The sequence below is a fragment of the Streptomyces noursei genome (assembly GCF_001646665.1).
GTDB classification, from domain to species: Bacteria; Actinomycetota; Actinomycetes; order Streptomycetales; family Streptomycetaceae; genus Streptomyces; species Streptomyces lavendulocolor.
In genome coordinates this window covers 45,190-70,339 of record NZ_LWBU01000141.1, presented here as the reverse complement: position 1 = coordinate 70,339, position 25,150 = coordinate 45,190, and the positions used below count along the sequence as shown (strand labels likewise).

General features: G+C 74.6%; 18 protein-coding genes. 13 read left to right on the top strand and 5 right to left on the bottom strand.

Translation table 11 applies throughout. The features are described 5' to 3' along the window. Positions 1–43: 43 nt before the first annotated feature. On the top strand, positions 44–625 hold the full coding sequence (locus tag A4V12_RS11955; protein ID WP_064069280.1) for a DoxX family protein: 582 nt from the start codon (positions 44–46) through the stop codon (positions 623–625). Between the two features lie 227 nt (positions 626–852). Here A4V12_RS11955 and A4V12_RS37995 read toward each other — a convergent pair whose 3' ends face one another. Continuing rightward, positions 853–1,008, bottom strand: a complete 156-nt coding sequence (locus tag A4V12_RS37995) for a DUF6131 family protein (RefSeq protein WP_199831265.1) — start codon at positions 1,006–1,008, stop codon at positions 853–855. A 144-nt stretch (positions 1,009–1,152) separates the two neighbouring features. On the opposite strand from A4V12_RS37995, the gene A4V12_RS11950 reads away from it, so the two are divergent. From A4V12_RS11950 to A4V12_RS11915, 8 genes are all read left to right on the top strand, one after another. Beyond that, complete coding sequence (locus A4V12_RS11950) at positions 1,153–2,367, top strand: FAD-dependent monooxygenase (protein WP_064069279.1); 1,215 nt, start codon at positions 1,153–1,155, stop codon at positions 2,365–2,367. 756 nt (positions 2,368–3,123) lie between these two features. Beyond that, complete coding sequence (locus A4V12_RS11945) at positions 3,124–4,395, top strand: MFS transporter (RefSeq protein WP_064069278.1); 1,272 nt, start codon at positions 3,124–3,126, stop codon at positions 4,393–4,395. After that, positions 4,352–8,080 carry a non-ribosomal peptide synthetase gene (locus tag A4V12_RS11940; RefSeq protein ID WP_064069277.1) on the top strand — a complete coding sequence of 1,243 codons (3,729 nt, stop codon included), beginning with the start codon at positions 4,352–4,354 and terminating at the stop codon, positions 8,078–8,080. The genes A4V12_RS11945 and A4V12_RS11940 overlap by 44 nt, the downstream gene beginning before the upstream one ends. A 69-nt stretch (positions 8,081–8,149) precedes the next feature. After that, entirely contained in the window at positions 8,150–13,177 is a 5,028-nt protein-coding gene (locus tag A4V12_RS11935) for a non-ribosomal peptide synthetase (protein ID WP_064069276.1), read from the top strand. A 1-nt stretch (position 13,178) separates the two neighbouring features. After that, on the top strand, positions 13,179–13,895 hold the full coding sequence (locus A4V12_RS11930) for a thioesterase II family protein (protein WP_064069275.1): 717 nt from the start codon (positions 13,179–13,181) through the stop codon (positions 13,893–13,895). Between the two features lie 26 nt (positions 13,896–13,921). Further along, positions 13,922–14,779 (top strand): glucose 1-dehydrogenase, encoded by an 858-nt coding sequence (locus A4V12_RS11925; RefSeq protein ID WP_064069304.1) that lies wholly within the window; start codon positions 13,922–13,924, stop codon positions 14,777–14,779. Further along, a complete protein-coding gene (locus tag A4V12_RS11920) occupies positions 14,776–17,628 on the top strand; it encodes an amino acid adenylation domain-containing protein (RefSeq protein WP_079136990.1) in 2,853 nt (950 codons plus the stop codon). Before A4V12_RS11925 ends, A4V12_RS11920 begins: the two co-directional genes overlap by 4 nt. Then, a complete protein-coding gene (locus A4V12_RS11915; RefSeq protein WP_064069274.1) occupies positions 17,625–18,842 on the top strand; it encodes an ATP-grasp domain-containing protein in 1,218 nt (405 codons plus the stop codon). The genes A4V12_RS11920 and A4V12_RS11915 overlap by 4 nt, the downstream gene beginning before the upstream one ends. Positions 18,843–18,918: 76 nt before the next feature. Here A4V12_RS11915 and A4V12_RS39475 read toward each other — a convergent pair whose 3' ends face one another. Beyond that, the gene (locus A4V12_RS39475) at positions 18,919–19,464 is read right to left on the bottom strand and encodes a hypothetical protein (RefSeq protein ID WP_064069273.1); all 546 of its coding nucleotides are present in this window, start codon (positions 19,462–19,464) and stop codon (positions 18,919–18,921) included. 130 nt (positions 19,465–19,594) lie between these two features. On the opposite strand from A4V12_RS39475, the gene A4V12_RS36445 reads away from it, so the two are divergent. Continuing rightward, entirely contained in the window at positions 19,595–19,927 is a 333-nt protein-coding gene (locus tag A4V12_RS36445) for a hypothetical protein (RefSeq protein ID WP_064069272.1), read from the top strand. Between the two features lie 129 nt (positions 19,928–20,056). Here A4V12_RS36445 and A4V12_RS11900 read toward each other — a convergent pair whose 3' ends face one another. After that, positions 20,057–21,418, bottom strand: a complete 1,362-nt coding sequence (locus tag A4V12_RS11900; protein WP_064069271.1) for a carbohydrate-binding protein — start codon at positions 21,416–21,418, stop codon at positions 20,057–20,059. Positions 21,419–21,646: 228 nt separating this feature from the next. Beyond that, positions 21,647–22,627 carry a LysR family transcriptional regulator gene (locus A4V12_RS11895; RefSeq protein WP_064069270.1) on the bottom strand — a complete coding sequence of 327 codons (981 nt, stop codon included), beginning with the start codon at positions 22,625–22,627 and terminating at the stop codon, positions 21,647–21,649. A 256-nt stretch (positions 22,628–22,883) separates the two neighbouring features. Here A4V12_RS11895 and A4V12_RS11890 point away from each other — a divergent pair, with 256 nt between their 5' ends. From A4V12_RS11890 to A4V12_RS11880, 3 genes are all read left to right on the top strand, one after another. Next, entirely contained in the window at positions 22,884–23,072 is a 189-nt protein-coding gene (locus A4V12_RS11890; RefSeq protein ID WP_064069269.1) for a hypothetical protein, read from the top strand. A 63-nt stretch (positions 23,073–23,135) separates the two neighbouring features. Continuing rightward, positions 23,136–24,017 (top strand): MEDS domain-containing protein, encoded by an 882-nt coding sequence (locus A4V12_RS11885; protein ID WP_159028860.1) that lies wholly within the window; start codon positions 23,136–23,138, stop codon positions 24,015–24,017. Positions 24,018–24,020: 3 nt separating this feature from the next. Further along, complete coding sequence (locus tag A4V12_RS11880; protein WP_064069267.1) at positions 24,021–24,446, top strand: ATP-binding protein; 426 nt, start codon at positions 24,021–24,023, stop codon at positions 24,444–24,446. Positions 24,447–24,518: 72 nt separating this feature from the next. On the opposite strand, the gene A4V12_RS11875 is transcribed toward A4V12_RS11880, so the two are convergent. Beyond that, on the bottom strand, positions 24,519–25,097 hold the full coding sequence (locus tag A4V12_RS11875) for a DUF6328 family protein (protein ID WP_064069266.1): 579 nt from the start codon (positions 25,095–25,097) through the stop codon (positions 24,519–24,521). Positions 25,098–25,150: the final 53 nt, after the last annotated feature.

The following is a 25,150-nucleotide window of genomic DNA, read 5'->3' as shown; positions in this document are numbered from 1 at the left end:
GTGGACGGGTAGGTGTCCGACTCCGTCCTGCCCGGGAGCCCCCATGAGTGCCAGCCCCATCAACCGACGCGACCTCGGTCTGTTCGTCCTGCGGGTCGGCACCGGCGCGGTGCTCGCCGCGCACGGCACGCAGAAGCTGCTGGGCTGGTTCGGCGGGGGCGGCCTGGAGGGAACGTCCAAGGCCATGGAGGCGATGGGCTTCCGCCCCGGCCGCCAGAGCGCCGTGGCGGCCGGCCTCGGCGAGGCGGGCGGCGGGGCGCTGCTGATGCTCGGGCTCGCCACCCCCGCCGCCGGGGCGGCCGCGGCGGGTGCGATGGCCGGCGCGGTGGCGGTGCACGCGCCGGCCGGGTTCTTCAACCAGTCCGGCGGCTACGAGTACCCGGCCTTCCTCGGGTTCACGGCGGCGGCCATCGGTGTCACCGGCGCCGGCCGGTACTCGCTGGACCACGCCACCGGTCACCGCTTCGACCAGCCCTGGACCCTGGCGGCGGCCTTCGTCGGCAGCGCCCTCGCCGCGGCGGCCGTGGTCGGCAAGCGGGCCAAGGAGCAACTCGCCGACGCCGCCGGGTCCGATGACGGCGGCAACGGCGGCACCGCGGGCGACATGGCGGGTGCGACCGGCTGAGGGACTCCACCCGCGCGCCGGACCGGAGGCGCCCGCCGACGCATCCGGGTTGCCCGACGGCGGCGCACGGCCCGCCGGGCCACCCCCTCGGCGCCTCTCCGCCACCTCCTCGGCGCCGCCCGGCCCCCCGGCGCCCGCCCGCGGACGGCGGCCGGCCCGGTCCGGCGCCCCGGTCACCCGGCGGGGCGCACGGACCGGGCCGGCCCGTTGTGCAGGGAGGAGCCGCGTCAGTAGTAGTGACGCCGTCCGCCGACCGCGTGCCCCATGGCGCCCAGGATCCACAGGACCGCGCCGATCACGAGCAGGATGACACCGATGGTCCACAGAATGCCGATACCGGCCACCAGGCCGATGACGAGCAGGACAAGGCCGAGGATGATCATGACGCCTCCGATCAGGAAAGTCCCACTACAGGTCAGATCCCCCGCCCTGACGTGGCCAAACCAACCAAATCCCTACTAATCGGGCGACACCCTGCTACGTTTCCTGGTCGGACCGGCCAACGTGTGACGTCCAGGGGAGTGTGCGTGAAGGTCACCTGCGTCGGCGGCGGGCCCGCCGGCCTGTACTTCTCGATCCTGATGAAGCTCCGGGACCCGTCCCACGAGATCACGGTCCACGAGCGTGACCCGGCGGGGTCGACCTACGGGTGGGGGGTCACCTACTGGGCGGGCCTGCTCGACGTGCTGCGCCGCCACGACCCGGTCTCCGCGCACGCCGTCGCCGAGAGGTCGGTCCGGTGGAGCGACGGCGTGGCCCACGTCCGCGACCGCTCGACCGTGCACCACGGCGACCAGGGGTTCGGGATCGGCCGGCACGCCCTGCTGGACGTCCTGGCGCGCCGGGCCGAGTCCCTGGGGGTGCGCATCGCCCACGAGCACCCGGTCGACGCCGACCGGGCGGCCGGCGGGGCCGAGGCGTTCGACGCCGACCTGGTGGTCGCCTGCGACGGCGCCAACAGCCGGCTGCGCGGCCGGTACGCCGCCCACTTCGGCACCGACGTCGTGACCGGGCGGAACAAGTACGTCTGGCTCGGGACCACGCAGGTCTTCGACGCCTTCACCTTCGCCTTCGTCGAGACGGCGCACGGCTGGATCTGGGCCTACGGCTACCGGTACGGCGAGGACCGCAGCACGTGCGTCGTGGAGTGCTCGCCCGACACCTGGACGGGCCTCGGCCTCGACCGGGCGGGCCACGCCGACGGGCTCGCCCTGCTGGGCCGGCTGTTCGCCGAACCCCTCGGCGGCCACCCCCTCATCGGTGACCCGCGCCCCGACGACGGCGGGGCCCGCTGGCTGAACTTCCGCACCGTCACCAACCGGACCTGGTACCGGGACAATCTCGTCCTGCTCGGCGACGCCGCCCACACCACTCACTACTCGATCGGCGCGGGCACCACCCTCGCCCTGGAGGACGCCATCGCCCTCGCCGGCGCCCTGCACGGCGGCTCCGGCGTCCGGACCGCCCTCGCCCGCTACGAGCGGGAGCGCCGGGCCGCCCTCGTCCCCTCCCAGAGCGCGGCCCGCTACAGCGCCCGGTGGTACGAGGACCTGCCGCGCTACATGGGCCTGGAGCCGGAGGAGATGTTCGCCCTCCTCGGGCAGCGCCACTCCCCGCTGCTGCCGTACGTCCCGCCGCAGCTGTACTACCGGATCGACCGCGCGGCCGGACGGGTCGAGGCGCTGCGCACCCTCAAGCGACGGCTCGGCCCGGCGCTCGCCAGGGCGCTGCACGGGCGGTGACGGCGGGGCCGCCGGCCGGCCGCCCGGAGGGGTGAACTGCGGGAAAACCGCCGGTTCACCGCCCGCAAGGCGAGCAAATTGTGTCGTGATCATGACTGAAAAGCGCGGGTATCCGCAAGGAACCCGATCAGCTGGCCGGACACACCGCCCACCGCACCCCTTCCGCGGGTCGTCCGGCCGGCCGCCCGCACCGCCTCCCGGGCACCGCGTACCCCGCGTACGCGCCCCGTGGCGGAGGGGTGGACCCGCCCGCCGCCGCCATTCGCCGTGATCAGCCGCGTGCGCCCGGCCGGCACCCCGGCCCCGGCTCCCTCCCCCGCCGGCCGCCCCGGCCCCCGGCCCGCGGGGGAGAGCGAGCGAAGCCCCGCCCGGCCCGCTCCGCGGCGACGGGGCCGACCGCCCGAACTCAAGCTCCAGAACAAGCCATTCCGCCTGGCTCCACCGTCATTGACGCGTTTCGTGCGAACTGTTAGAACGAGCGGCGGAAATTGCGCGCTGCTCCGGCAGCCCGCATTACGGGGGTGGGGGCACTTCTTGAGGACACTCGCACGGGGGATTCCGGACTCCAGAGCCGGAAACGAGCACGCCTGACAGGTCATACACAAAAACGCCGGGACCGCCGACGCATGCCCGCGCGCATGCCGGCACAGCACGCCCTGGCGTCTCTCCCATTCGCACACCCACGGCGGTGTTGGCGCATTTCATGCCACCCGCTGACTTCGCTTGCCCATCTCGGCCTACTGAACGGTGTGGAACGTGAAAGCATATCTGGCCATCCTGCGCATCGGTGACTACCGGTTGCTCTGGTCGGCTCTGGTGCTCAACCTGCTCGGCGACGGTGCCACCTACGCCGCCCTCGCCTGGATCACGGTGGAGGAGGCGGGCGCCGCCGGACTGGGAATCCTGGGCGTCTGCCTCACCCTCCCGGTGATCGCCGGGGGGGCCGTCGTCGGCCCGCTTCTCGACCGGTTCTCCCGGCGCAAGCTCTTCATCTACGACTCGGTGTTCCGGGGCGTTGTCGTCGCGCTGATCCCGCTCCTCGCCTTCGCGGACTCCCTTCACGTCTGGCACCTGTACGTCGTGGCGCTGGTGTACGGCTTCCTCAAGATCATTCCGCTGGCCGGCACACCCGCCGTGCTGCCCGAACTGGTGCCCGCCGACAAGCTCCAGGCGGCCTCCGGCCTGGAAGCCACCGCCATGGGCGCGGCCAACGTCCTCGGCCCGGCCATCGGCGCGGGTCTGATCACCCTCTTCGGCGCCCCCAACGTCCTGCTCCTGGACGCCGCGACCTACCTGCTCTTCGCCTTCCTGATCAGCCGGATCAAGGCCCCGATGGGCCGCCCCGAGCCGGCGGAGACCACCGGGGACGCACCGCAGCGGCCCGGCTGGGCGCCCGTCTTCCGGCTCATCGTCCGCGACCGGTTCCTGCTCGTCCTGACGCTCTCGTTCGGTGCCTTCAACGTCTCCGCCGGCGCCCTGGTGGTCGCGCTGCCGTGGCTGGCGAAGTTCGAGTTCGGCAGCGGGCCCGGGGTCCTCGGCCTGATGCTGGCCGTGATGGCGGCGGGCGAACTCATCGGCTCGCTGGTCTCCGGCGCCGTACAGACCTCCGAGAAGCAGATGCTCCGCATCGGTGTCTTCCAACTGCTCTCCGGCGCCGTCCTGTTCTTCCTGATCCCGACCGCGCTGCCCTGGATCCTGCTCGGACTGGCGCTCAACGGCATCCTGTCGGCGCCCATGACCGTCCTCGGCGGCGTGGTGCGGATGACCCGGGTGCCCAACGAGATGCGGGGCCGCGCCATGACGCTGATGCGCACGGTGATGGCGGGCGCCCTGCCCGCCGGCTCCGCGCTCGGCGGCTTCCTGCTCACCGACAGCCACTACCAGGGTCTGATCGTCGCCGTCGCCGCGCTCGCCGCCGCGCCCGGCATCCTGACGGTCGTCCTCTTCCGCCGCACCCCGTTCAGATTGGGGGTGACCGCGGCCGATGACCAGCAGACCAAGAACGACACCGTCCCTTCCGGCTCCTGACGCCGGCGAACCCGTCCTGCTCGTCACCGACCACCCGCGCACCCTCGACAGCGGCACGGCGCCCTTCCGCACCCTCACCGTCGACCTGCCGCCCCTGCCGGGCCACGGCGCCGGCGCGGAGGAGGGCGCCCTGCTCCTCGCCGCGTACGCCGTGCTGCTGCACCGGTACACCGGCCGCCGCCGGCTCCTCGTCGACACCGACGACGGGTCCCTGGAGCTGACCGTGGACCCGGCCGGACCGGTCGCCGCCCTGCTGGCCGGGTGCGCCGCGCCGCGGCCCGCCGGACCCCCGGCCGGCACCGCCGTGCGGTACGCGGACCACACGTCCCCCGGCGCCCCGGAGGCACCCGGCGAGGCGTGCGAGCTGCTCCTGGCCCGCGAGGGGGACCGGGCCCGCCTCGCGTACCGCTCCTCCCTGTTCGAACCGGCCACGATGGAACGATTCGCCGGGCACCTGCTGCGCGTACGGGAGTTCCTCGCCCGCCGGCCCGGCGCCACCGTCGGCGAGGCGGACCTCCTCGCCGAGGGCGAACGGGAGCTGATCCTCGGCTCCCTCAACGACACGGCCGCCGACTGGCCGGACACGGCCACGGTCCACGGGCTCTTCGCCGAGCAGGCCCGGCGCACCCCGGAGGCGACCGCCGTCACCTGGACCGGCGGGCGGATGGACTACCGCGAGCTCGACCGGCGGTCGGCGGACCTGGCGGCCGCGCTGCGCACCTGCGGAGTGCGCACCGGCGACCGGGTCGGGCTCCGCGCTGCGCACGGCCCGGAACTGGTCGTCGCGGCGCTGGGCATCCTCCGCGCCGGAGCGGCCTACGTCGCACTGGAGCCCGACCACCCGGCCGAGCGCACCGGCTGGCTGCTGGCCGACTCCTCGGTGCGGGTGCTGGTCACCGGCCCCGGCCTCCCGGCGGACCCGCCCTTCGACGGCACGGTCCTGACCGTGGACGCCCGGGACCACGGGCACGCCGCCGCCACCGGGCTCACGGACACCGGGGCGCGGCCCCCGGCCGACCCCGCGTCCGCCGGAGACCTGGCGTACATCTGCTACACCTCCGGCACCACGGGCACGCCGAAAGGCGTCCAGGTCACGCACCGCAATGTGGTCCGGCTGGTCAAGGGAACGGAATACGTACCGTTCGGGCCGGACACCAGAATGCTGCCCACCGGTTCCGTCGCCTTCGACGCGAGCACCTTCGAGATATGGGGCCCGCTGCTGAATGGCGGAAGTCTCCACATGGCCGACCGGGACGTCATTCTCAACGCCCGGGAATTGGGCCGGGAAATGAGCACCCGGCGGATCACCACCATGTGGCTGACCTCCCCGCTCTTCAACCAGCTGGTGGAGCAGGACGCGAAAGCGTTCCGCCCCCTGAGGGAACTCGTCGTCGGCGGTGACGCGCTTTCCTCCCCGCACGTGGCGAAAGCCCTCGACGCGTGCCCGGAACTGACCGTGGTGAACGGGTACGGGCCGACGGAGAACACCACGTTCTCCCTCACCCACCGCGTCACCCGCGACGACCTGGACGGCCGCCGCATTCCCATCGGCCGGCCGATCGCCAACTCCACCGCGTACGTCCTCGACGAGGCGGGACGCCTGTGCCCCGTCGGCGTGCCGGGCGAACTGTGCCTGGGCGGGGCGGGCGTCACGCTCGGCTACCTGGGCCGGCCGGACCTCACCGCCGAGCGGTTCACCGAGGACCCCTTCGTCCCCGGCGGCCGGATGTACCGGAGCGGAGACCTGGCGCGCCTGCGGCCCGACGGAGTCATCGACTTCCTCGGGCGCCGCGACCACCAGGTCAAGATCCGCGGGTTCCGCATCGAACCCGCCGAGGTCGAGAAGGCCATGCTCGGCCACCCCCGGGTCGCCGAGGCCGTCGTGACGGCCCGGCCCCGGCCCGGCCGCGGCGACCTGCGGCTGTGCGGCTACTACGCCGGCCCCCGGCCGCCCGGGCCGGAGGAACTCCGCGACCACCTCGCCCGCACCCTGCCCGGCCACATGGTCCCCACCCACCTGGTGCCCCTGGAGCGGCTGCCGCTCAACCACACCGGCAAGGTGGACCGCGGCCGGCTGCCCGACCCCGACGGCTCACCCCTGCTCGCCGCGACCCCGTACACCGCGCCGGCCGACGACATCGAGCGCACGCTCGTCGAGCTGGCCGAGGCGGCACTCGGCCTGACCGGCATCGGCACCGGCCACGACCTGCGCGACCTGGGCGCCGACTCGCTCACCGCCACCCTGATCGCCGCCGGCGCCCAGGAACGGCTGGGCCGCCACTGCCCGGCGGGCGCGGTCCTGCGCAGCGGTACGCCCGCCCGTCTCGCCGCCCTGCTGCGGGACTCCACCGCCACCGCCGCGGCCCGCATCCCGGCCGCGCCCGACGCCGACACCTACCCGGTGACCCCGCAGCAGCGGCAGGTCTACCTGGAGCAGATCAAGGACGAGCGGGCGGTGCACTACAACGTGCCCGTCACCCTCGACCTGCCCGCCGGCACCGACCCGGCGCGCCTCGGCGACGCCCTGCGGCGCCTCCCGGCGTACCACGAGGCGCTGCGCACCCGCTTCACCGTCGAGGGCGGCGAGGTCCGCCAGCGCGTCGAGGACCACGCCGAACCCCCGGTACGGGTCGTCGACGACCCGCGCGACGCCACCCCGCCCGGCGCGTTCGTCCGCCCCTTCGACCTGGCGCGGGCACCGCTGTGGCGCGCCGAGGTGCACCGCGCGGGCGAGGGCGTCCGGCTGCGGATGGACCTGCACCACATCGTCGTCGACGGCTTCTCCCTGACCCCGCTCATGGAGGACCTGGCGCTGCTGTACGCGGGCGGCGAACCCACCCCGCCCGCCCGCAGGTACCGGGACTACGCGGTGTGGCTCCAAGGGCGCGACGCCACCGCGGCCCGCGAGGCGCAGGCCCCCCACTGGGAGGAGGTGTTCGCCAAACCGGTCGACCCGGCGGACCTGCCGACCGACCGGCCCCGCCCGCCGCTGCGCGCACTCGACGGCGACGTCCTCGCCTTCGCCCTCGGCCGCGAGCGGACCGACCGGATCCGCGCCGTGGCACGCGCGCACGACGTCACACCGTTCGCCGTGCTGGCGTCGGCGTACGCCCTGCTGCTGGCCGGGCTCAAGGGCACGGCCGACATCACGATCGGCACCCCGGTGTCCGGCCGCACCGTCCCCGGACTGCACCGCACCGTGGGCATGTTCGCCAACACCGTCGTCCTGCGCCTCGACGCCGACCCCGCCCTGCCGTACGACGCCTTCCTGCGGCGTACCGGCGAGGCCGCCCAGGAGGCATCCGCGCACCAGGACTTCCCGTTCGAGGAGGTCGTGGCCCGGACGGCCCCCGGACGCGACTACAGCCGCACCCCGCTGTTCGACGCGCTCCTCGCGCTGCACAGCGCCCGCTACCTCTCCGTCGACTTCCGGGGAACCCGCGTACCGCTGCGCCTGGAACAGACCGGACAGGCCGTCTTCGACCTCAACATGCAGATCCACGAGACCCCCGGCGGCCTGGACGTCGCCTGGCAGTACGCGGCCGGCCTGCTGCGCCGCGACACGGTCGAGACCTGGCGCGACACCTTCACCTCGCTGCTCGACACGGCGACCACCGACCCGACCACTTCCCTGGGCGCACTCCTGCCCGCCCCCTCCGGCTTCGACCTCGACTTCGATCTCTGACTGCACACGGCACCACGCACACGCACAGCCCGTCACGCACTCACTCGCAGCTCGATCCAGGAGACACCTATGCCGTCGCACCACCCCGAGGCAGCACCCTCCGCGCAGGCCGCCCACTGGCGATCCCAGCTGGCCGCGCTCACGGAGACCTCCGGCTTCCTGTCCGACTTCCGCCCGCCGGCGGACCGGGAGCGGGTGCCCACCGCCACCCACGCGGTACGCCTCGGACCCGAACTGACCGCCCGCCTCGACCGCGTCAGCCGCGACCGGCCGGAGCAACTGCACATCGTCCTGACCGCCGCCCTGATCGCCCTCGTCGGCCGCAGCACCGGCCAGGAGGACGTCGTCGTCGCCCAGCCCACCCGCGGCGCCGCCCCCGGCCACGCCGGCGGACCGCTCCTGCTGCGCACCGCCCCCACCGGCACCCTGCGCGAACTCCTCGCCCGGGTCGCCGCCGCCGTCAAGGAGGCCGAGCGCCACCAGGACTGCGACATCGCCGCCCTCGCCGCCGAACTGGGCCGCGCCGACGCCTTCGACACCGCCATCGAGCTGACCGGCTTCCACGACGCCGGGTACGCCACCCCCGCCGCCACCCGCTTCACCGTCTCCCGCGAGGACGACGGACTCGTCGTCACCGTCACGTACGACACCGACCGCCTCGCCGAGGACTCCGTCCACCGCATCGCCGGCCACTACGCCCTGCTGCTTGACCTCGCCACCTCGGAACCCGACCGGCGGGTCACCGACCTGTGGCTGTGGACGGACGAGGACGCGGCGATCATCGAGGCGAGCAACGCCACCGAGCGGCCCTTCGACCGCGATGCCACCCTGCACGGCCTGTTCACCGCGCAGGCCGCCCGCACCCCCGGGGCCCCCGCGCTCCTCACCGACGCCGGCACCGTGACGTACGGCGAACTCGACGCCCGCTCCGACCGGCTCGCGCACACCCTGCGCGGACGCGGCGTCGGCCCCGGCACCGTCGTCGCCCTGGTCGCCGAGCGCTCGCCCGAGATGATGACGGGACTCCTCGCCGTACTGAAGGCGGGCGGCGCCTACCTGCCCGTCGACCCCTCCTACCCGCAGGCCCGCATCGACTTCCTCCTCGCCGACAGCGGGGCGCGCCTCGCGCTCACCCAGGCCCGGTTCACCGCACTGCTCGGCGACACCCCGGCGCTCGACCTCGAGGACGCCGCCGCGTACGCCGGTGCCGACGCCCCGGCAGCCCCCGCGGGCGGCGCCGGCGACGTGGCGTACGTCATCTACACCTCCGGCTCGACCGGCCGCCCCAAGGGCGTGCAGGTGGAGCACCGCAGCGCCGTCAACCGGCTCGCCTGGATGCAGAACGCCTACCCCCTCGCGGCCGGCGACGTCATCCTGCAGAAGACCTCCGTCTCCTTCGACGTCTCCGTCTGGGAGCTGTTCTGGTGGTCCCTCGCCGGGGCCGCCCTCGCCCTGCCCGCACCCGGCGCCGAGAAGGACCCCGCCGAGCTGCTCGCCGCGCTCGACCGGCACTCCGTGACGACCCTGCACTTCGTGCCGTCGATGCTCAGCATGTTCCTCGGCCACCTCGACCGGTTCGGCGACGCCACCCGGGCCCGGACCGTACGGCAGGTCTTCGCCAGCGGCGAGGCCCTCACCCCCGCCCAGGCCGCGCACTTCGCCGAACTGCTCCCCGAGGCCCGCCTGATCAACCTCTACGGTCCCACCGAGGCGACCGTCGATGTCACCCACCAGCCCGTCACCGGCCTCGACCGGGCCGCCCACCGCGCCCGGCTGCCCATCGGCCGGCCGATCGACAACATCCGCTTGCACGTCCTCGACGACCAGGGCCACCCCTGCCCCGTGGGCATGCCCGGTGAACTCCACGTGGCCGGCGTCGGCCTGGCCCGCGGCTACCTCGACAGACCGGAGCTGACCGCCGAGAGGTTCACCGGCGGCGCCGCGGTCGGCGAGGAGCGCCTCTACCGCACCGGCGACCGCGCCCGGTGGCTGCCCGACGGCACCCTCGACTACCTCGGGCGCGTCGACCTCCAGGTGAAGGTCCGCGGCTTCCGCGTCGAACCGGGCGAGATCGAGGAACGGCTGCGGGCCCACCCGGACGTCCGGGACGCCGCGGTGGTCGCCGTCGACGACGGACTGACCGCCTCCCTGCGGGGCTTCGTCGTCCCGGCCGGCGAAGCACCGGCCGAGAGCGCGCTCAAGGACCACCTGCGCGAGGCGCTGCCCGCCTACATGGTGCCCGGCCGCATCCTCGCCCTCGACGAACTGCCGCTCACCCCCAACGGCAAGCTGGACCGCGCGGCCCTGCGCAGCCCCGACGCGCTGCGCCCGAAGCCCGCCGGCCACGTCGCCCCGCGCACCGAGCACGAGAAGACCCTCGCCGAGATCTGGCGCGAGGTCCTCGGACGCGACCGGATCGGCGTCGACGACAACTTCTTCGCCCTCGGCGGGAACTCGATCCACTTCGTGCCGGTCCTCGCCAAGGCCCGCGAGGCGGGCCTGGAGTTCACCTTCCAGCAGCTCTTCAAGCACCAGACCATCGCCCGGCTCGCCCGCTGCATCGAGGACGCGGACGAGTCCGCGACGGCCGAGGCGGACGTCGCGGCCCGCGGCGCGTTCCGGCCCTTCGAGCTGATCGGCGACGCCGACCGGGCCCTGCTCCCGGAGGACGCAGAGGACGCCTACCCGCTCTCCATGCTCCAGGCCGGTCTGATCTTCCAGACCGAGATCACCGGCGGCCTCGGCCAGTACCACGACGTGCTGAGCTACTCGATCACCGGCACCTTCGACACCGAGGCCTTCACCGAGGCCGTACGCCTCCTCACGGCGCGCCACCCGATCCTGCGCACCACCTACCACCTCACCGGCTACAGCGAGTTCCTCCAGATCGTGCACCGGGAGGTCGCCCCGCCGCTGACCGTCGCCGACCTGCGCCACCTCGACGCCGCCGGGCAGGAGACCTGGCACCAGGAGTGGCTGGCCGCGGAGAAGGCCCGCCGCTTCGTGTGGGAGGAGGGCGGACTGGTCACCCTGCACGTCCAGGTGCTCGGCGACGACCTGTTCCGCTACACCGTCAGCCAGCACAACTCGGCACTCGACGGCTGGTCCATCTCCCTGCTCCACACCCAGCTGTTCGAGCTGTACCACCAGCTGCGCGAAGGCCGCGACACCTCCCGCCCGCCCGTCGACAACCACCTGCGCAACTTCGTCGGCCTGGAGACCGAGGCACTGCGCTCCCCGCAGTCCCGGGACTTCTGGCTGAAGGTGCTCCAGGACCCGCACCCCGCCGACGTCCCGCCCCGGCCCGGTGCCGAGCCCACCGACGACTTCCGCGTCGTCCTGCGGGACGTGCCCCTGCCGAGCGGGCTCACCCAGCGCATCGAGGCCACCGCCGACGCGCTGTCGGTGCCCTTCAAGGACGTGCTGCTCGCCGCCCACATGAAGGTCCTCGCCCTGGTGTCCGGCCAGGACACCGTGATGACCGGCTACGAGCACAGCGGCCGGCCCGAGCTGCCGGGCGCGGAGACCACCCTCGGCCTGCACCTCAACACCGTGCCCTTCCAGGTCGACCTGGCCGGCGGGACCTGGGCCGACCTGATCCGCCGCGTGTACCGCGCCGAGGTCGACCTGCTGCCCCACCGGCGCTACCCCATGGCCCGGATGAAGCAGGACCTCGCCACCCAGCGCGTCCTGTTCAGCACCACCTTCAACTTCACCCACTTCTACCTGCTCCAGAACCTGAAGAAGCTGCCGGAGTTCTCCATGCTGGACATGCGGGTCGACTCCGAGACGGAGTTCCCGTTCCGCACCGAGTTCTCCCGGCACTTCTTCGACGACGAGCTCCAGCTCTGCCTGCACTTCCACACCCACCTGTACGACGAGGCGCAGATCGACCGCATCGGCGGCTACTTCGTGCGGGTGCTGGAGCTGATGGCCGCGGAGCCCGACGCGCCGCACGACGCCCACGCCCTGCTCGCGGACGAGGACCTCGCCCTGCTGGGCCGCACGCCCGGCCCCGCCACCCGGGCGGCGGACCCGGCCGCCACCACCGCCGGCAGCGCGTCCGAGGCCACCGTCACCCGCATCCGGGAGGCCTGGGCGAACGTCCTCGGCACCCCGCCCTCCGCCATCGCCCGCGACGGCGACTTCTTCGCCCTCGGCGGCAACTCCCTGTCGGCGCTCCGCGTCGTGCTGGAACTCGACGGACTGGTCACCCTCTCCGACCTCACCCGCATCTCACGCCTCGGTGAACTGGCCGCCCTGGTGGACGAGCGCTCCGCGCGCGAGGACGGCGCCGGCCAGGAGGACGGCGAGCTGCTCCAGCGGCTGACCAGCGCCCCCGGCGAGGCCGCCCTCGGAGCGGTGATCTGCGTCCCGTACCCCTGCGGCCACCCGGTGAACTTCAAACCGCTCGCCGAGGCGATCGAGAAGCTCACCCCCGACCTCGTCGTGTACGGCGTCGAACAGCCGGGCCACAGCCCCGAGCGCCGGGGCGAGTTCACCGACGTCACCGAGACCGTGGTGCGGATCGTCGACGAGATCGAGCAGCGCGCCGACCTGCCGCTGATCCTCTGGGGCCACTGCGGCGGCGCCGCGGTCACCGTCGAACTGGCCCGCGTCCTGGAGGAGCGCGGCTTCGACCTCCGGCACGTCTTCATCGGGTCCAAGCTGCTGCCGCCCGCCTCCGACATGCGCGAGTCCATCGCCATGATCGACGGCTGGAGCGACGAGGAGATCATCACGTACATGGTCGAGGAGACCGGCTACAGCGAACTGGACGGCCTCGACCACCGCTACATCTCCTTCCTCGGCGACTCGTTCCGCCACGACGTGTGCGGCGGCTACCGCTACTTCATCGGGCGCACCGAGCAGCCGTCCGGACGGCGCATCGAAGCGCCGTTCACGGTCGTCGTCGCCGACGACGACGAGGGCCTCACCCACGCCGCCGAGGCCCACCGCTCCTGGGAGCTGCTCGCCGAGGACGTGCGCTTCCAGCGGCTGGCGTCCGGCGGCCACTACTTCGTACGAGGAAACCCCGCCGGCACCGGCGAACTGATCGAGCGGGCGTGGGCCACCACGACCGAGATGGAGGGCTGACATGCCGCAGATACCCGTCCTGTGCTTCCCGTTCGCCGGCGCCGGCGCCTCGGTGTACCGCCGCTGCCAGGAGTACGGCAGCGACACCGTCCTCATCACCCCCGTCCAGCTCCCGGGCCGTGAGGAGCGCTTCGGCGAGCCGCTGCACACCGATGTAGTCGCCGCCGTCGACGACCTGCTGCCGTCCGTCCTCGACCGGATCGCCGGCAGCCCCGCCGTCGCCCTGTTCGGCCACAGCCTCGGCGCCGTCCTCGCCTACGAGATGGCCCACCGGCTGTGCGCCCTGGGCCGGCCCGAGGTGGTCAAGCTCATCGTCAGCGGCTCGCCCGGCCCCTGGACGCAGCGCCGGACCAGGGCCACCGGCCTCACCGACGAGGCGTTCCTGGCGCAGGTGCGGGAGTTCGCCGGGTACACCCACCCGGCACTGGAGCACCCCGACCTGCGCGAGATGCTCCTGCCGCCGCTCCGCGCCGACGTGGAGATGCACGAGAACTACCGGGCGCCCTCCGGCAAGCCCCTCCCCGTCCCCGTCGTGTCCGTACGGGGCGACCACGACGAACTCGTCTCGCGCGACGAGGCGGGGGAGTGGGAGGCGGCCACCACGGCCGCGTACCACCACGCCGAACTGCCCGGCGGGCACATGTACGTGGTGGAGTCGCCCGACGGCCTGATGCGCCTGCTCGACGCCGAGCTGGCCGGACTGGCGGTGCGACGGTGACCGCACCCGCCCCGACGGCACACGACGTGCCGACCGCACCGGCCGGGCGCCCGCCCGGCCGGCTCGCCGGGAGGACCGCCCTGGTCACCGGCGCCGCACGCGGGATCGGCCGGGCGTGCGCGGTGGCGTACGCCCGGGCCGGCGCCGACCTGCTCCTCACCGACATCGGCCGCGACCTGCCCGGGGTGCCCTACCCGCTGGGCACGGCCGACCAGCTGGCCCACACCGCGCTCCTCTGCCGCGAGCAGGGCGCCGGGTCCGTCGTCACCGTGCCCGCCGACGTCCGCGACACCGAGGACGTCCGCGCCGTGGTGGACGCGGCCCTCGACCGGTTCGGCAGGATCGACGTCCTGCTCAACAACGCCGGGATCGCCGCCCCCTCGGGCAAGACCGTGCACGACATCACGCCCGACGAGTGGGACCTGATGCTCGACGTCGACGTCTCCGGCGCCTGGCGGATGATCCGGGCCGTCGGCGGAGCCATGACCCGGCAGCGCTCGGGCAGCATCGTCAACGTCGCCTCGACCGCCGGCCTCGTCGGCTACCGCCATTTCGCCGGGTACGTCACCGCCAAGCACGCGCTGGTCGGCCTCACCAAGGCCGCCGCCCTGGACCTCGCGCCGTTCGGGGTCCGCGTGAACGCCCTGTGCCCCGGCTCGGTGCGCGACGACGAGGCGGCCGAGGGCCGCATGCTCAGCGAGATCGCCCGCTCCCTCGACGTCCCCGTCGAGGAGCACGAGCAGACCTTCGTGGCCGCCCAGCCGATGAACCGGCTCATCGAGCCGGACGACGTGGCGGGAGCCGCGCTCTGGCTCGCGTCCGACGAGTCCCGACAGGTGACCGGTTCGACGGTCACCGTGGACGGAGGGTTCACCAGCCGATGACCGACGACCACCTCCACGACCCCTCCGCCGCCGGGCGGCTGTGCCGCGCCGTCGCCCTGCGCGTCCACACCGGCGCCGACCCCGAACGGCTGGGCCGCGACCTCGCGCTGCTCACCGGCACCGCAGGCGCCCGCCTGTGGGTCGAGGACGTGCCCGACGGGGCGGAGTCCCCCGCCGCGGCCCACGCCCGGGAACGCGAGCTGACCCGCCCCACCGACCCGGCCACGGGACCCGGCCTGCGGGCGGTCCTGCTGCGGTACGCCGACGGGGGCGCCGACCTCGTCGTCGTCGCCCACCGGGCGGTGCCGGCGGACCCGTACGAACTGGCCCGCGCCCTGCTGGACCCGGCCGCCCGGCCCACCGCCCCGGTCACCGCGCCGCACGACGCCGCCGGGCGGCTCGGCGAGCAGGTGGCCCGGCTCGACCGGTCGCCCGCCCCCGACTGGGGCCTCGGCGAACCCGGCACGGCCGGCGCGGGCGGCCGCCCCTTCACCCTCCCGGTCCACGGCGAGGCCCCGGCGGCCGTCACCGCCGCGGCGGCGCTCGGCCTGGTCCTGGCGCGCTGCACCGGCGGCCCCGACGTCGAACTGGGCACCGGCCCCGGCCACAGCCTCACGTTCACCGCCGACGCCACCCTCACGGTGGGGGAGTACCTGGAGCGCGTCCGGCGCGCCGAACCGGTGCCCTCCCGCGCCCCCGCGGCCGGCCTGTACGTCACCGAGCCCGCCGAGGTGCTCACCGGCGAGGGCCTCAAGGCCGAGGTCATCGAGGACCGGCCGTTCCTCGCCCCGCTCCACCCGCTGTCGGTGCACGTGACGGACGACGGCTCCACCGTCCTGTCCGGGGTGTGCCACCACCGGCGCTCCGCCTTCGGCGACTCCGCCGTCGAATGGCTCACCGGCATGCTGGTCACCGCCCACCGGGCGCTGGTCACCGCACGGCCGGACACGCCGCTGGCCGACGTCCCGCTCCTCGACGACGACCAGCGGCGCCGCCTGGCCGTCCTGGGCGGCCTGGGACGCACGCCCGCCGCGCCCGAGGCGGCCGGCGAACGCATCGAACAGACCGTGCGGTCCTGGGCCGAACGGACCCCGGACGCCACGGCCCTCACCTTCGAGGGCACGGAGCTGACGTACCGTCAGCTCGATGAGCGGGCCGAGCGGATCGCCGGCGCGCTGCGGGCGCTCGGCGTCGCACCGGCGGACCGGGTGGGCGTCTGCCTGGACCGCACGGCCGACCTCGTGGTGATCCTGCTCGGGGTGCTCAAGACGGGCGCGGCGTACGTCCCGATGGACCCCGCCTACCCGGCCGACCGGCTGGCGTACATGACCGAGGACGCGGAACTGTCCCTGGTCGTCACCGAGTCCGACGCCTTCCCCGCCGCGGAGGGCGTGCGGACGGTCCACCCCGGCTCCCTCGCCGCGGCGGACCCGGACCGGGAGGCACCGGAGCCCGGACCCCTGTCCGCCGACGCCGCCGCCTACGTGATCTACACCTCCGGCTCCACCGGCCGCCCCAAGGGCGTCGTCGTCCCGCACCGCAACGTGGCGGCCCTCATGGACGCCACCCGCGCGGACTTCGGGCTCGGCGGCCGGGACGTGTGGACGCTCTTCCACTCCAGCGCCTTCGACTTCTCCGTCTGGGAGATCTGGGGCTGCCTGACGACCGGCGGCCGGCTCGTCGTCGTGCCCTACTGGGCGTCCCGGGACCCCGAGCGGTTCGCCCGGCTGCTGGGCGAGGAGCGGGTGACCGTCCTCAGCCAGACCCCGAGCGCGTTCGCCCAGCTGATGGAGGCCGACCGGGCCGAACCGGTGACCGACTCGGTGCGCCTGGTCGTCTTCGGCGGCGAGCCGCTGGACACCCGCCCGCTGCTGTCCTGGCTGGACCGGCACCCGGCGTCGCGGTGCCGGCTGGTCAACATGTTCGGCATCACCGAGACCACCGTGCACGTCACCGCCCAGACCGTCACCCGCAGCGAGGCGCTGACCGGTTCGCGGTCCGTCGGGCACCCGCTGCCCGGCTGGCACCTCTACGTCCTCGACCCCGAGGGCCGCGAGCTGCCCCCGGGCGTCGCCGGCGAGATCCACGTCGGCGGGGCCGGAGTGGCCGGCCAGTACCTGAACCGGCCCGAACTCACCGCGCAGCGCTTCGTCCCCGACCCGCACGCCCCCGGCCCCATGTACCGCAGCGGCGACCGGGGCCGGCTCCTGCCCGACGGCAGGCTGGAACACCTGGGGCGCCTCGACAACCAGGTGAAGCTGCGCGGCTTCCGCATCGAGCTGGACGAGATCCGCGCCCGGCTGCTGGACGCGCCCGGTGTCGCGGCGGCCGCCGTGGTGCTGCGGCAGAAGCCGGGCGACGCGGCCGGCGCGCGGCTGGACGCCTATGTGGTGCTCCGCGGCGGGGACGGGGCCCCAGGCCCCGACGGCACCGCGCCCGCGGCCGGCACCGAGGAGGTGCGGCGCCACGCGGCACGGTTCCTGCCCGAGCACATGGTGCCGTCGACGGTCACCGCGCTGCCCGCCCTCCCGCTCACCCCCAACGGCAAGATCGACACGTCCCGGCTGCCGGAGCCCCTCGCCGGCGTGCGCACCACACCGGCCGCGGCGGACGAGGAGGCCGGCGACCTGGAGACCCGGCTGCGCGGCGTGTGGGAGAAGGTCTTCGGGTTCCGCGTCGGACCGGACGACGACTTCTTCACCCTCGGCGGCAACTCCCTGCTCGCCGTACGGCTGCTGGCCGCGCTCCGCGAGGCCGCGATGCCCGTCTTCCCCCTGCCGCAGCTCTACCTGCACCGCACGGTACGCACCCTGGCCGCCCACCTCGCCGGGGCGGAGGCACGCGCATGAGGAGAACACTCGCCCTCGTCGGCGCCGGCTCGCAGATCTACCGCGAGTACCTGCTGCGCTCGGTGGCCGGGGAGTACGACGTCCACCTGCTCGCCGACCGGGCGCCCACCTGGGAGGCGCCGTACCTCACCGGGCACACCGTCCTCGACACCGCCGACCCGGCCGCGCTGGCGGCCGCCGCCCGCGGCCTGGCCTGCGCCGGGGTCGTCACCTGGGACGACACCCGGGTCGTGCAGACCGCCGGACTGGCCCGGCTGCTCGGCCTGCCGGGCAGCCCGCCCGAGGCCGTGCTGCGGTGCCGCGACAAACGGGCCACCCGCGAGGCGCTCCACGCCGCCGGGGTGCCGCAGGCCGAGTCGGTGCCCGTCACCTCGCTCCCGCAGGCCCGCGCCGCCGCCGCGCGGGTGGGCTACCCGCTGGTGCTCAAACCCCGGGCGCTGAACGCCAGTACGGGCGTGGTGAAGGTGGAGTCCGCCCACCTGCTGGCCGGCCGGTTCCGGCTGGCCCGCGCGGCGACCGCGCCCGGCGCCGTGGAGGTGGCCCCCGGGGACGTCCTGGTGGAGGAGTACCTCGACGGCCCCGAGATCAGCGTCGACGCGGCCTGGCACGAGGGCCGGATGTCGCTGGCCTTCGTGGCCCGCAAGGACTGCGGCTACCCGCCGTACTTCGAGGAGGTCGGCCACCTCGTCGACGGCCGCGACCCGCTGATGGACGACCCGCGCGTCCGGGACGTGGTGACCGGTGCGCACCGGGCCGTCGGCTTCACCACCGGCTGGACCCACACCGAACTGCGGCTCACCGCCGCCGGCCCCAAGGTCGTGGAGATCAACGCCCGGATCGGCGGCGACCGCATCCCGGACATCGGCCGGCTCGCCCTCGGGGTCGACGCCGCGCTCGTCGCCGCCCGCGTGGCCTGCGGCGACGAACCGGACATCCGGCCCGACCGGCACCGCGTGGCGGCCGTCCGCTTCCACTACCCGGAGGCGGACTGCATCGCCCGGCACGTGTCGATCGACCGCGCGGCGCTGCCCGCCGGGGTGGACTCCGCCCTGGCGGTCGCCCTCCCCGGCCAGGAGCTGCGGCTGCCGCCGCACGGCCATGTCGCCGGCCGCTACGCCCTGGTGACGGTCGTCGGCGACACCCGCGAAGGGTGCCTGGCCGACCTCGACAAGGCCGCGCCCGCGATCGGTCTGGAGGTGCTGCGCCCACTGTGACGCGCGGCGGCCGCCCGCGGTGCGCGGGTGGCCGCCCGGGATGTGCGGGTGGCCGCCCGGCCCGCGGGTGGCCGCCTCAGCCGCGCATGGGGCCGAGGAAGAAGTCGGCGCCCAGTTCTTCCACGTACACCCGGTGGGCCGAGCGGTAGGTGATCCGGCAGCCTGCCGCCCGGCCCGCGGCGGACTTCGACCGGGGCTCGGCGCGCACCAGGTACGTGACGGTGCTGAGCTCGCCGGGCCCGATGCGCACCGGCCGCCCGGAGTGGTCCTCCCGCATCACCGGCGTGGTGGCGAAGTCCTCGTCGTACGCCCCCATCCCCACCGACTCGCCCCCCCAGTCGACCGCCCGGACCTCTCCGGTCCGCCACTGGGCCGGCGGGCCCGCCAGCTCGGCCCCGAGCACCTCGACGGGCTCGGAGGAACGGTTGGTCAGCCGTGGGCAGGTGAACCAGTAGCCCTTGCCCGCCGCGAACGTCTCGAACCCCATGGTGTACAGCGGCCCTTCGCCGCCGCCCTCCAGCGCCCTGCCCCCGGCGGCCGCGCCGGACGCCGTGCTGCCCGCCCCCAGCAGTACGGCCGCGGCACCCGCCGCCACCAGCCGGGACCTCACCCGTGCCGTCATCGCACCCCCCGCTCCGTGATCTCTGCCCGCATCGCACCACACCGGCCGGCCCGGGGCGAGAGCACTTGAGCGAATCCAGAGCTTGATACGCGTTACCGGAAGGACGGCCCACCCCGCACACTGGATCACTGTGAGCGAAGGACCGAGCGACCACCCGGACCGGGACCCGTGGCACCAGGACGGTGACGGGCATCCCGAGGACGACGACGCGCAGCCCCGCCGGGGCCGCGTCGTGCTCGTCGCGGTGCTGGTCCCCGTCGTGGGAGCGGCCGGGGGCGCGGCGGGGCCGCTGTTCCGGGGCGCCACGTCCTCCTTCCTGCCACTCCTCCTCCTGTCGGCGGTCGTGGCGTTCTTCCTCTGCTTCGCGCTCTTCTCGCTGAGCGCCGTCTGGCTCCTCGACAAGGCATCGGCGGTCGTCGCGTACATGAGGGCGGTACGCGAGCGCCGCGACCGGGGGCGCTGACACCGCCCGGTGCCGCGCTCCCGGCCGCGGACGCACGGGTACGGCCGCGGGTACGCGCGTGCCGTGACCGTCGCCGGTCACGGCACGCGCCCCCACGGCCCGGCGCCCCGACGGGCGCGGCGCGCACCCTCAGCCGCGCTGCCAGAGCGCCGGGACGTTCGGCGGTTCCCACCCGGCCTGCGCCTGGTGGCCCTGCAGACAGCGGTACGTCGCACCGCCGTACGTGACCTGGTCGCCCGCCCGGTAGACGGTGCCGGCGGCCCACGTGCCGCCCGGCTCACCCGGGTCGCCCGGGTCGTCGGGGTCGGTGGTCGTCCTCAGCGTCAGCCCGTACGCCTGAAGCAGCGGGTTGATCGGCTGGTGGTACGTCGTCCCTCCGCTGCGGCAGTCGCCGGACCCGCCCGAGGTGACGCCCTGCGCCTGGGTGCCGGAGATGTACGAGCCGCCGGAGTCCCCGGGCTCGGCGCACACCGAGGTGCGGGTCACCCCGCTGATGGTGCCCTCCGGGTAGGTCACGCTGGTGTTGTGCTGCTGGATGGTGCCGCAGTGCCAGCCCGTGGTGGAGCCCGAGCGGCAGACCGAGGCGCCGACGGGCTGCTGGACGGAGCCGGTGACCTGGACGTTCGCGCCACCCGCGCCCTTCACGTACGGGGTCGCCGTCCAGTTGGTGCTGGTCGCCACCCAGGCCGTGTCCCGGCCCGGGAACGTCGAGGCCTGGAACGAGCCCTGCGCCACCTGGTTGTAGCCGGTGGTGGTGGTGCCGGCCCGGCCGCAGTGCCCGGCCGTCGCGAAGCCGGCTTGCGTCCCGCGGGTGATCGCGAAGCCGACCGAGCAGCGGCCCGAGCCCCCCATGTAGTACGCGTCACCACCCCTGATGTCGTAGAGCGGGCGCGGTCGTTCCCGCGTCGGGACGACCCGTATCCGCGACCGGTCGGCCTCGCCCACCCGGGCCACCAGCGCGGCGGCGGCCGCCCGGTCGGCGGCGCCCACCACCACGGAGTTGGTGCGGACGTCGACGTACCAGACCGGCACGCCGGTGGTGGCGGTGGTACGGGCCGCCCGGTCCAACGCGGCCTTCGTACGGTCGAGTTGCGCCAGGCCATGCGTGACGACGTCGGCCTCGGCGCCGCTCGCCCTGATCGCCGCCGCGTCGGCGGCACGGGTGGTGGCGACGGTCAGGACGGACGACACGTCCCCCTCGACCCAGGCGCCCGCGAACGAGCCGCCCAGCCGCTGCCGGAGAAGGGCTGCGGTCGCGCCCGCCTCCGCCTCGTTGGCCAGGCGGACGCGCGCCTCGGCCCCGGTCAGCCCCAGGTCCCGCTGCATGGCGCGCAGTACGTCCGGCTGCACGGCGGACACGGCGAGCGTGGTGGCCGCCGAACGCGCCGCCGGGGCGGGCGTCGCGGCCGAGGCCCCTTGCAGGGCGGTCAGGACCAGCGCGCCCACGGTCACGGCGCCCACGCACGCGGCTCTGGCGTGTCGGTGGAACATGGAGTGGCTCCTCGGTCTCGGAGGTGGGGGGTGGGGAGTTGCTCCGAAACGGTAGGGACGGCGACCCGCCCCGGGGGAGATCCCGGCCGGCCCCCTGCACCGCGTTATGGCCCGCACCCGCACCCGCACCCGCACCCGCATCCGCACCCCCAGCCCCGGCGCGCCCCCGCGCCGCTCCGCCCGCCACGCCCCTCCCGCCCCTCCCGCTTCACCCGTCCCCGTCCGGCGTCACCCGCCCGCGTCACCGTCCTCCGATGGCGGGCGGGCCGCCAGCCAGCGGGTGTAGCTCCCGCTGCGGGCCACCGCCGCGCGGTGGGCCGCGCGCAGGTGGCCCGTCATGCGCGGCGCGTCCACCGCGGCGGCCGCGTGCGGGTGCCGGCCGAGCAGGTGCCGCCACACCAGGGGCGTGCCCGCCAGCGGCCGGGTCACCATGCCGGGGGTGTCCGGGAACGTCGCCCGGCACAGGCCCACGGCCCGGCCCACCTGCACCAGGTGGACGCAGGACGCGATGTCCGTCTCGTACACGGAGACCGGCGCGAACCCGGCACGGGCGCACTCGGCGGCGAAGCAGTCCGCGAAGCACCCGTCGCCCGGCACGTCCGTCCACGCCTCCCCGGCCAGCTCGCCCAGCTCGACGCGGGGCCGGGCGGCGAGCGGATGCCCGGCGGCCAGCATCACGAACACCGGGTCGCGCGCCACCTCCGTCCACACCAGCCGGCCGGGTTCGGGCGGCGGGCTCTCCCCGCACGTGCCGATCAACGCGTAGTCCAGCCTGCCCTCCAGGGTCGAGGCGGCGATCTCGCGCTCGGACCACGAGGTGTGGGTGACCACCTCCACACCGGGGTCGCGCGACGCGATCCGGTCGACGAGCCCGCCCAGCAGCGGCCCGTGCGTCCCCCCGATGCGCAGGGAACGCCTCCCCGCACCGGCCGGCGCCCCGGACCGGGCGAACCGTACGGCCTCCTCCTGCAGTTCGAGCACGGCCGGCAGGACGAGCCGGGCACGGTCCAGCACCAGCGCCCCGAGTGCCGTGGCCCGCACCCCCTGCCGTCCGCGCTCGAAGAGTTCACCGCCCAGCGAGCGCTCGATCCGCTTCAGCTGGGCGCTGAGCGCCGGCTGCGCGAGGCCCAGGGCCGTCGCGGCCTTGGTGAGACTGCCGGCGTCCGCGATGGCCCTGATCGTCCTGAGGTGCCGCAACTCCAGTTCCATACCCGCAGCTTGACGCCCGGGCGAACCACGCGGCAATACAAAGGTCCGGACCAATACGGGCGGGCTTCCCGGGCCGCCCGCCGCCGTTCCCGCTCCCCGCCGGGGGCGGCGGGGCCCGGCCCCGCCGCCCCGCCTCCCCGCGCGGTGCCCCGGTCCGCGGGCGGCGGATCCGCCGCATGCGGGCGGCGCGGGTCTGTGTGACGCTGACGGCGGAAGCGGGACGTCCGGATCCCGCCCTGACGAGACGGAGAGGGACGTGAACCAGCTCGGAGACAAGCCCGAAGAGGTCCGCAAGCGGCTCGAGGACGAGAAGCGCAAGTCCCGGCGGCAGCACGAGGACGACCCCGCCGAGCGGGCGGAAGGGCCCGCGCCGGCCGCGCCCAAGGGTCCGATTCCCGGCGACGCCCTGCGCGAGAGGCACCCGGACGCCGAGGAGCGGCAGTGAGAGCCCGCGAAGATTGGTAACGTAGCGCCACACGGCGGTTACACGGGGGTGGGTGAGATGGGCGTGCTCGCCGACGATGAGCACCATCCCGGGACGCTTCCCGTGCAGCGCATGGGCCCCGGACACCACGCCTTCCTGTGCTACGACGACGATGCACCCGGCTGGGACGTGCTGGCCGCGTTCGTCTGGTCCGGCCTGGCCCGCGGCGAGAAGGTCATCGTCTTCGGACCGCCGCGTCTGACCGAGACGCAGGTCCGGTCGCGACTGCAAGGCGCCCACGCGCTGCTGGCCGCGTCCGGGTACGAGAGGGCGCAACTGGAGCTGAGCAGCATGCGGGAACTGATCCTGCCGGACCGGCGGTTCACCGCCGACCGGCAGTGGCAGCGCATCGTCGAGGAGTCCGGGGCCGCCCGTGCCGAGGGGTACACCGGACTGCGGACGTACATCGACATGGGCTGGGTCGCCGACCTGGGCGCCGATCTCGACATGATGATGGACCGCGAGCGCCGGGCCGGGCACCTCTTCGCGGACGGCTTCTACAGCGAGGTCTGCGCCTACGACCGGCGGTCCTTCCCCGAGCCGGTCCTGCGGGCCATGGGCCGGGCGCACCCCGAGAACCTGCTGCCCCGCCTCGGACACCTGCGGTGCCGGCACGGCGCGGGCACGCTCCACGTCATCGGCGAGGCGGACCTGGCGACGCACGGACAGTTCACCCGTGCCCTCGCCGCCCTGCTCCGCGGCCCCGAACCGCCGGCCGGCCCCCGCACGGTCGACCTGCTGCGCACGGGTTTCCTCGGTGCCGAGTCCGCCACGGAGCTCGTCCTCCTGCTCGGCCGGGCACCGGCCCACCGGCCCGTACGGATCCGCTGCTCCGAACGGCACGCACACCTGCTGTGTCGTCTCGGCGCGGACCCCGCCGCCCTCGACGTGACGGTGGCGGGGTAGGGCATGACCGTGGAATCCGCCGGGGGTCCGCCCGGCATCGGCGAGGAACTGCTGCTGCGCCGCCGCTTCGGCGGCGCGGACATCCCGCGACTGCGCGTCCTGGTGGAGAGCTGCGCGGCGCTGTCCGGACTCCCGGAGCCCCGGCGCGGGGAGTTCGTCGTGGCCATGGACGCCGTGGCCGGCAATGTCGTCCAGCACGCGGGCGGTCACGGGCTGCTGGAACTGACCCGGACCGGCAAGGAGTTGGAGTGCCGCATCACGGACCGGGGGCCGGGCTTCTCCGAGGACGTCATCCCCGACCTCGCCCCCGGCCTGGACGGCGCCTCCCGGGGCCGGGGCCTGTGGCTCACGCGCCTGATCACCGACCGGTTCGCCGTGGTCTCGGGGCCGGCGGGGAGCACCGTCACGTTCGCCATGAGCCTGCGCTGAGGGCGCGGCCCGGGGAAGTGGGCCGCGCCCTCGGCACGGGGAGATCCGGGCGCTATCGGCGGCCCGGGCGCGTCAGTCCCGGTCGCCGTCCGGGCGTCCGCCGCCCCGGCGGCGCAGCCACAGCGGCAGCGCGTACCAGCACAGGCCGAACCACAGCATGACGCCGGCGACGAGCACCTCCGCGAGCAGACCCGGCACCACCACGTGGAGGATGAGCAGGAGCGTGCACCCGATGGTCAGCGCCAGCAGCACCATCCCGCACATCATCAGCCGGCTCGCGGCCTCCACCACCTCGTCCTTCATGCGCTGCCCCGACAGGAAGCGGTGGATCGAGACGGGTGCTATCAGCGAACCGGTGGCCGCCGCCCCGAGGACCACCGTCAGTACGTAGACCACCCGGTCGAAGGTGCCGAGGTCGCGGAAGAGCGGGGTGAAGGCCACGCTGAGCAGGAAACCGAAGAGGATCTGCACACCCGTCTGGGCGACCCGGGTCTCCTGAAGGATCTCGTTCCACCGCCGGTTGACCCGTTCCCGCGCCGTCTCCGGCGGCTCCACGGCGGGCCCGTTCGCGGCACCGCCCGCACACGCGCACTGCGCGCAGGGTCTGGCATCCGCCCCCTGCGTCCCGGCCGACTGCTCCGTCATGGTCATGGCACCCTCCACCTCTCAGGGGGACCGGTTGCCCCGTCCGGGCGCTTTCATGC